This is a genomic window from Paenibacillus albiflavus (genome assembly GCF_004344915.1).
In the GTDB taxonomy this organism is placed as follows: Bacteria; Bacillota; Bacilli; order Paenibacillales; family NBRC-103111; genus Paenibacillus_AM; species Paenibacillus_AM albiflavus.
Genome location: NZ_SKFG01000057.1, coordinates 1 through 7,319, shown reverse-complemented (window position 1 = coordinate 7,319; position 7,319 = coordinate 1). Strand labels below are relative to the sequence as shown.

Below are 7,319 nucleotides of genomic sequence, written 5' to 3'. Positions count from 1 at the left end.
CCAGGTAATTATGCACCCGATAACCTTGGAACCTACTATACAACCGCTCAAGTCACAGAGATTGGTTCTATTCCACAAGGAATGGTAAGCCAGACCACTCCTGTTTACACTTATGCTGTCTATACGCACAAAGGTGAGATTTGGAAAATAGGTGATGCTTATGCTTCTCTTAACCGTTGGATTGATGAGAATGGCTACAAACATAGTAAAGGTTGGGTAGTGGAGTTGATGGACGAAAGATTTAATCCGACTTCACCTGAAAGTGAGCTAGAGATTAATACGCCAATCGAAGAGAAATAGTCGACGAAAGAGGAATGACCCTGCAAAGCACCGTTTGTGGGTCTTTCTACGTCCTGGCATGAATCAATATCTTTATTTATTCAGCGTACTGGACACTATAGATTAGTACCAAAAGGTCTGCCGAGTGGGAGCCCTTTATTTAGCTAACGGGCAGTAGAATGTTTGTAATTGTTATTCCAAATCCCAAAAGAAAGAAGGGTATGAAATGAAGGCGAACGATGAAATCAAAGTGGAAGAAAGACTGGAAGACATTACGGGTATAACTTGTATTTACGTACCAGTAAATGATGTTTACGAGTCTATTCAATGGTACCAAAATAATTTAGGGTATCAACCTGCAAACAACGACCGTGTTGAGCCTGGGATGGTGATGGCTGTTTTGAATTTTCCCGATCGGAATGGAATCCTGCCTTCACCTGGTTTAAGGCAAGTTGTGCCTGCTCTATTCCTTCACCAATCGGACGAAGAAGGCGGTCGATTACGCTTTTCATGGTCATTGGACAGCGGCAAACCCCATGCAATGGCATGCTTCATTACTCCACGGATCCAGGAACTAATTGAACGTTTTAAGGAAAACGGAGTAAATATTTTAGGAGAACGTGTGACAAGTGGACCCAACATAACTTTCGCTGATCCGGACGGTAACATATGGGAAGCTTGGCAACCATAATCGATTAAGCAGAACTATTACGCTAATGGGACACGCTAGTTTAATATCGCAGTCTTAAAACCTTCCATTAGAAAGCAAACTAGTAATAATTGCTCTGTTGGGAGGTTTTATTATGATTTTAAGTGATTTATGGTGTCAATATGAAGCAGATAAACGAATTCAGGGGTTTAGTCCGAATACATTGAAAGCATATGCCTTACAGCTCAAGATGCTGATATCGGAACTCGGTGACTTAGATATTTCTGACATAACCTTGAATATGCTGAAGGAATATTTAGCTAAGCAGTCTGATCGATTGAAACCAAGCAGTCTTGGACATCGCATCCGTTTTGTACGTTCACTTTTCCGTTTCGCTTATGAAGAAACGTACCTACCTCCAAATCCATCACTTAAATTACGCGAACCAAAAATGGATAAACGTATTCCAAAATTTTTAATGGAGGAAGATGTTATCCATTTGAAAATCTCATGCCAGACACTAAGGGAAAAGGCTCTGCTTGAGTTCCTGTACAGCACGGGTTGCCGAATTGGAGAGGTGGAGAAAATCAACATTGAGGATCTGAACTGGGAGAACTGCTCAGCCATTGTAAATGGTAAGGGTTCAAAGCAGAGAGAGGTTTATTTCACCACCGAGTGTAAAGTATGGTTGAAGAAGTACTTAGCCAGTCGTGAGGACTCATGTAAAGCCCTATTTGTAACGGATACAAATCCGGTTAAACGAATGGCCATCCCAACACTGAGATGGGTATTAAAGCGGCTTGCAGACCGTGGAGATATCGAAGCAAATATATATCCCCATCGCTTCCGTCATACCTATGCATGCCAGCTCCTGGATAACGGAGCACCTTTAGATTTCATTCAAGGCATGCTGGGCCATGAAAAAGCATCAACCACACAGATATATGCTCAGTTGCGTGGTGAACGCCGGCGAGAACTTTATCGTCGGTTCTTTTAGATCGGAGTATGGTAGCATTATAAAGCAGAATGTATCTTTTAAGGAGACATAGAACTTGGAGAGCAGACTAACCCCTAAACAACAAAAACGACAGCAAGAGCGAGAACTAATTGAGGAGTATCACAAATTTGTAACTGAAGAAACCCTGGAACCCTTGTATCAATCTTTTATGAATTGGAAATCAGGTTCGCTGCCTTATTTCGAACTCACAGAGCTAATCCATCAATTCCATAAGAAGAATCAGGAGATCTATAAAGACTTCAACTACACAGATTATAAAGACCTCCTTTTACTTGCCAAAATGAAATTAGGTCGATTAACTGAGAAGGATTTTAATGAAAATAAACGGCTACTGGAACGAATGGAATATGGAGACAAAACCTAGAACTACAATGGACAAATCGCGAGTATCCGCTCCCTGGTTTCTTTACACTATTTGGCAGGAATGCTCAATTAAAATGCGGGATAAAATGTAAATTTCACCCTTATAGTCACTAAAATCGATTATAATTAAATTTATGTTCAAGTCGATTACCTATCCTAAGTTAATAGGATAATCATACGCAAAAAGGCATAGTGATGAATCACCCATGCTATAAGGGTTATAGAGTTTTCGAATACACACTTATGTATAAGAGGAGGCGAATGATATGACGATAATGCCTGTTATAGTAATGATCCTTGTATTTGTACCTACCATTGTACTCATGGTAAGCATGCATTATTTAACAAGAGAGACGATTAGTTTTGGGGTCACCGTCAGCGCTGTACAATACCACAGTGAGCCTCTGCGCCAGATGCGGAAGTCATATGCTAGGATTAGTGCTACCTTGCATACCATCCTATTCATTGTTTGTATCATCTGCCTAATATACGGTGATGAACATTCCAAGCAACAAAGTTGGATCATTATCACTTATTCACTCGCCATGGTCGTAATCTCCCTAGTCATAAACATTAGCTATCATTTCAGATTGAAAAGTTTACTACCTATGCTGCCTATTGCTCCGGAACCATCGATCATGGCAGTGGACACTGGATTTCGGAAAAGAAACATTGGCTTGTCTAGTAATTGGTTCCTCATTCATGGTTTAATTATTGTTGTTAGTATTGTAACTGTGCTACGCAACTACGATCTGATTCCTGATCAGATTCCGATCCATTACAACAGCAGTTGGAACGTAGACCGCTATGCAGCTAAATCTTATAGTTCTGTGTTTATGCCTACGATAATCCAAGTGTTCATAACACTTTTGTTCATATTTGAGAATTGGAGTATTCGCAGAGTGAAGCAGCAGGTTCAACCCACTGATCCTAACCGTTCCATCAGACAAGACGTAACTTTCCGCCGTACTTGGTCATGTTTTATGATTACAGCAAGCTTCTTAATAGTTATCCTGTTTTCCGTCGTGCAACTAAACATGATATCTCTGCTTAGCATCAATTTCGCTATCCCCATTATCCTAATCATAATAGCCTTAATCATCCTATACGTCTTCGTTAGTAAAGGGTTTTAAAAATACTTCTGATTGAACTAACGGAGAACGTTATTTTAATAGGATCGCTGGCTGACGAGCAGTCAGACTCTTTACTGAAGTAACGGGCAGGATAGTTGAGAAACAATCGTTCGTCAAAATACTACGCTTTTGGCGATAGTTGATGTCGAGAAATACGTGACATGTCATCTTGCAGTTGGTGGACATGACCTTGTCGCAATCAACGTTGCCACTAACTATGTGAAGTTTACCAGAATCGGTCTTCTTGTTAATGAAGGTTTGTCGTAAAAATTGCTACAGCAAATAATCGGGATGTAGCGCCATTATGTACAAATAAAGGATAACCATTAATTAATCTTTGATGACTGCTTAGAAAAAGAGCGATTTCAGTATTGATCTCTTTTGGCGTCATGGACACGATATGCCTCCAATTGAATAGCGAAAAAGCACCGCAAACATGAGGTTGATATCCTCATTGTTTGCGGTGCTTCTGCATTAATATGATTTGAAAATAATTTATCATAAGTTTATCGCGTTACAAATACTTACATATCTAAAAAACTGATCCAAATAGCAGGTTGTGGCCGTGAAGGTAAACCAGTAGGTTTTGATTACATAGATCACCGAACAGTCGATATGTGAAATACAATCTCATTAATGATGTCTTCGTCCATTTTTTAAATTAGTTTTTATTATACAAAATTAAAAAATATGTTATTGGAAAGTGTATGATCAGTAGTGTATTTAATTTGAAAATTTTGAAAATATTTATTACTATTAAACTGAACTATTGAAAAAAGCTGTTGAGAAAAGCATTATAAGCAAATCATTAGTTCAACTTATATGGAAAGGAATTTATACAAAATGAAGTTTCAATCATTACATACAGATGGTGATCCTCAGAAGCAGGAGTTGACGAAGAAACGCAATTTTTCAGTTCGAATTAATTTGTTCTTTTTTATAACGTTTGTTTTGTTTTCTGTATTGCTCGTACGATTAGCAATTCTTCAGTTTGTTGAAGGTAAAGAGCTGGTCGCGGCGAAGAACAAGCTGCTCTATCGCCCAATGCAAATTGCGCCGATTCGCGGAAATATTTATGACAAGGACTCGTTTCCGCTAGCTTATACGGTATCAGTGCAGTCTCTATTCTTCCGTGTTGAGGTTGGACAGAACAAGATGCAGGATGAAGTGATTGCACTGGCATATGAATTGGAGAAAATTTTCAAAGAAAAAGGGAATCCTAGCTCTAAAATGCCAACTGCGGAAGAAATCATAACGGCTATGGATGTGGGGTATAACCTTAACAAAATAGAGACAAAAGGTCCAGGTTCGATATGGATACCAAGACGAATTAAGGCTGATCTATCAAAGCAGGAGATTGCATATATCATGGAGCATCGTGATGAGTTCAAATGGCTGGAGGTTTCAGAGGAGAGTATTCGTACGTACTCAACAGAGGAAGATGGAACTGCCATTGCTGCGCAGTTGGTTGGATACATGCGTCCGTATAGCGTAGGGAGAGAGGAGAAATCGGGCTTAGCGAAATATAAAGATCCAGAGCTGGCAAATGAATATGTTTCGGAAGAATTTGTCGGATTTGACGGTATTGAGTTGATGTATCAAGATGAGCTCCGAGGCAAATCAGGCACGAAGAAATATCCAGTTAATGCTGCCGATCGTATTATCGGTAAGCCTGAAATTGCATGGCCTGAGAAGGGGCATAATCTGTATTTGACGATTCAGAAGGACATTCAAACTATCACGGAAAAGGCCATTATGGATCATACTGCATATATGCGCTCGATGAGTTCCAGTAACAAATACTATAATAATCCGAATGCTTATACAGGCTATGCGGTAGCTATGGAAGTTAAGACAGGCAAGGTAGTTGCCATGGCATCTATGCCTGACTATGATACGAACATTTGGATTCCAAGCATCTCAGGGAAAAATTATAACGAAATTTTACCGATCATTAATAACGGAACGATTCGCACTGCTTTTCCAAAGCTACCGCCTGAGGAGAGTACGAAGCGAATGGGTTCGATCGTGTATATGGGCTCGGTTATTAAACCGTTATCTATATTGATTGGTCTGAACGAAGGCCTAATTACTCCGAATACGAAATATAACGATACAGGATCTTTTTCTTACGGTATGGTAGGGAAGCAAGCCACGATTACTAATTCAGGGGTGAAAGCAAACGGCTTAATCGGACCAACAGACGCAATTCGTGTATCTTCCAACACATACATGGCTGCAATGATTGGTCAAAAGCTGTCTATTCGTGACAAAATGGACGGGATTAAGGTATGGGATGAATATTTGCATAAGTTTGGACTAGGTGTTGTAACAGGCAGTGATCTACCTTATGAGGATGACGGTATTAGTGAATATCAGGATCTAGCCAAAACAGAGGGCTCCTTATCAGCACTTGTGCGTGCTTCATGGGGACAGAACGAGAAGTATACGACGCTTCAACTAGCTCAATATGCAGCTACTCTAGCCTCTAAGGGTAAAAGAATGAAGCCTCAATTTGTGGAGAAAGTCACCACTTATGAAGGCGAGGTCTTACAGACCTTTGAACCAGTTGTATTAGACGATACTAAGTTTCCAGATGAATATTGGAATATAGTAATCAAAGGGATGAGAGATGTTAGTAAGCAAGGCTTTGAAGGTGTGAATTACACTGTGGCAACTAAGACCGGAACATCAACACAAGAGCTGAATGGACAGAAAGTCGATAATGCTGTATTTATTGCCTATGCTCCAATTGAGGATCCCACTCTAGCAGTTGCAATAGTAGTCCCGGAAGGTGGTTTTGGCTCTTATGGGGCGGCCCCGATTGCTCGTAAGATTTTTGATGCGTATGATCAATATATTCGATTAAATGGAGTTGTTAAGCAATCTAATTAAGAGATAATATCGCGATTAACAGTTAAATTATTGTTCAAAAGAAAGAGGGTGTCCCACTTTGGACACCATTTTTTGCGTGTGTGGGGTGTACGTATGCACACATTATCTAGTTGGAGATTGTTCAACTGAAGGAGGGGTTAAGTCACCTTCGTAGTTAGGATACCGACGTGGAAAAATCTGCGCGTAGAAGCGCATCGATGAAAGTACCAGTCAGAGACAGAGCGAGCAATAAACCAGGCCGTAATATAAAGTGAATTCTGCCCGTCATCCAAAAGCCTTCGTAAGAGGAAAAAGGGGAGCCGAACCTTGCGTCCTTAGGTGAAGGACATGGAAACAGTGAAGATCTTGGGACAATAGCAAAGAATCCTCCGGAGTAGAGGAATTGACATGGGATATAAGATATTGCAGTGAACTGGGGATGCCCTCCACTGCACAGTTTAAAAAACTGTATAGGAAGCTCTATGCCTACAGGTAGAGTGAGACATCCGCAGGAAGGGTGTCTCCAAGGGGCTCATTGAGAATACTCTGGTTGTGGATGCCCAGAATAGCTTGTAAGCTCTCATCGGGATATCAACGGTTTAGATATGACGCTAGGATGGCATTTAGAGATCATCAGAACGAACATACACACTTGTGAAATTGTGTATAACTAATACTATTACTTCATTAAGCTAACGGGCAGTTTAGTTGCAAATGTAGAAGGATTTTCAAAAAAATGTGGAGTCTCTTCTAATTATCTATTATTTTTACATTTGGAGGTCCAAATGAACGAATTTTTAATTGGAAATACATTAGGACTTCAGTTATTTGACAGCTTAAAGCCGGAGTTAACATCGTTCTGTTATAGAATGTTAGGATCGATCGATGACGCAGACGATGCCGTTCAAGAAACCTTTATTCGCGTCTGGGAAAATTGGAACTCATTCAGGCAGGAGTCCTCTTACAAAACGTGGGTTTATCGCATTGCATCAAACTTATGCCT

The 7,319-nt window shown here is 40.2% G+C and carries 8 protein-coding genes; 7 read left to right on the top strand and 1 reads right to left on the bottom strand.

The genetic code is table 11. From position 1 onward, the window contains the following. The 5 genes from E0485_RS24125 to E0485_RS24105 all read left to right on the top strand — a co-directional run. Positions 1–300: GyrI-like domain-containing protein (locus E0485_RS24125; protein WP_207911050.1), on the top strand; the 300-nt coding region annotated here is incomplete at its 5' end. A 205-nt stretch (positions 301–505) separates the two neighbouring features. Then, positions 506–970: a VOC family protein gene (locus tag E0485_RS24120; RefSeq protein WP_132420597.1), complete on the top strand. Its 465-nt coding sequence runs from the start codon at positions 506–508 to the stop codon at positions 968–970. 112 nt (positions 971–1,082) lie between these two features. Beyond that, the gene (locus E0485_RS24115) at positions 1,083–1,925 is read left to right on the top strand and encodes a tyrosine-type recombinase/integrase (protein WP_132420596.1); all 843 of its coding nucleotides are present in this window, start codon (positions 1,083–1,085) and stop codon (positions 1,923–1,925) included. 55 nt (positions 1,926–1,980) lie between these two features. Beyond that, positions 1,981–2,310: a hypothetical protein gene (locus tag E0485_RS24110; RefSeq protein ID WP_132420595.1), complete on the top strand. Its 330-nt coding sequence runs from the start codon at positions 1,981–1,983 to the stop codon at positions 2,308–2,310. A 265-nt stretch (positions 2,311–2,575) separates the two neighbouring features. Beyond that, on the top strand, positions 2,576–3,442 hold the full coding sequence (locus E0485_RS24105) for a DUF1648 domain-containing protein (RefSeq protein WP_132420594.1): 867 nt from the start codon (positions 2,576–2,578) through the stop codon (positions 3,440–3,442). Between the two features lie 247 nt (positions 3,443–3,689). On the opposite strand, the gene E0485_RS25270 is transcribed toward E0485_RS24105, so the two are convergent. Next, a complete protein-coding gene (locus E0485_RS25270; protein WP_165921284.1) occupies positions 3,690–3,839 on the bottom strand; it encodes a hypothetical protein in 150 nt (49 codons plus the stop codon). Between the two features lie 446 nt (positions 3,840–4,285). Between E0485_RS25270 and E0485_RS24100 the strand changes: the two genes are divergently transcribed. Together E0485_RS24100 and E0485_RS24095 are read left to right on the top strand one after the other, a co-directional pair. Continuing rightward, on the top strand, positions 4,286–6,337 hold the full coding sequence (locus tag E0485_RS24100; RefSeq protein WP_132420593.1) for a peptidoglycan D,D-transpeptidase FtsI family protein: 2,052 nt from the start codon (positions 4,286–4,288) through the stop codon (positions 6,335–6,337). A 764-nt stretch (positions 6,338–7,101) separates the two neighbouring features. After that, positions 7,102–7,319: sigma-70 family RNA polymerase sigma factor (locus tag E0485_RS24095; RefSeq protein ID WP_132420592.1), on the top strand; the 218-nt coding region annotated here is incomplete at its 3' end.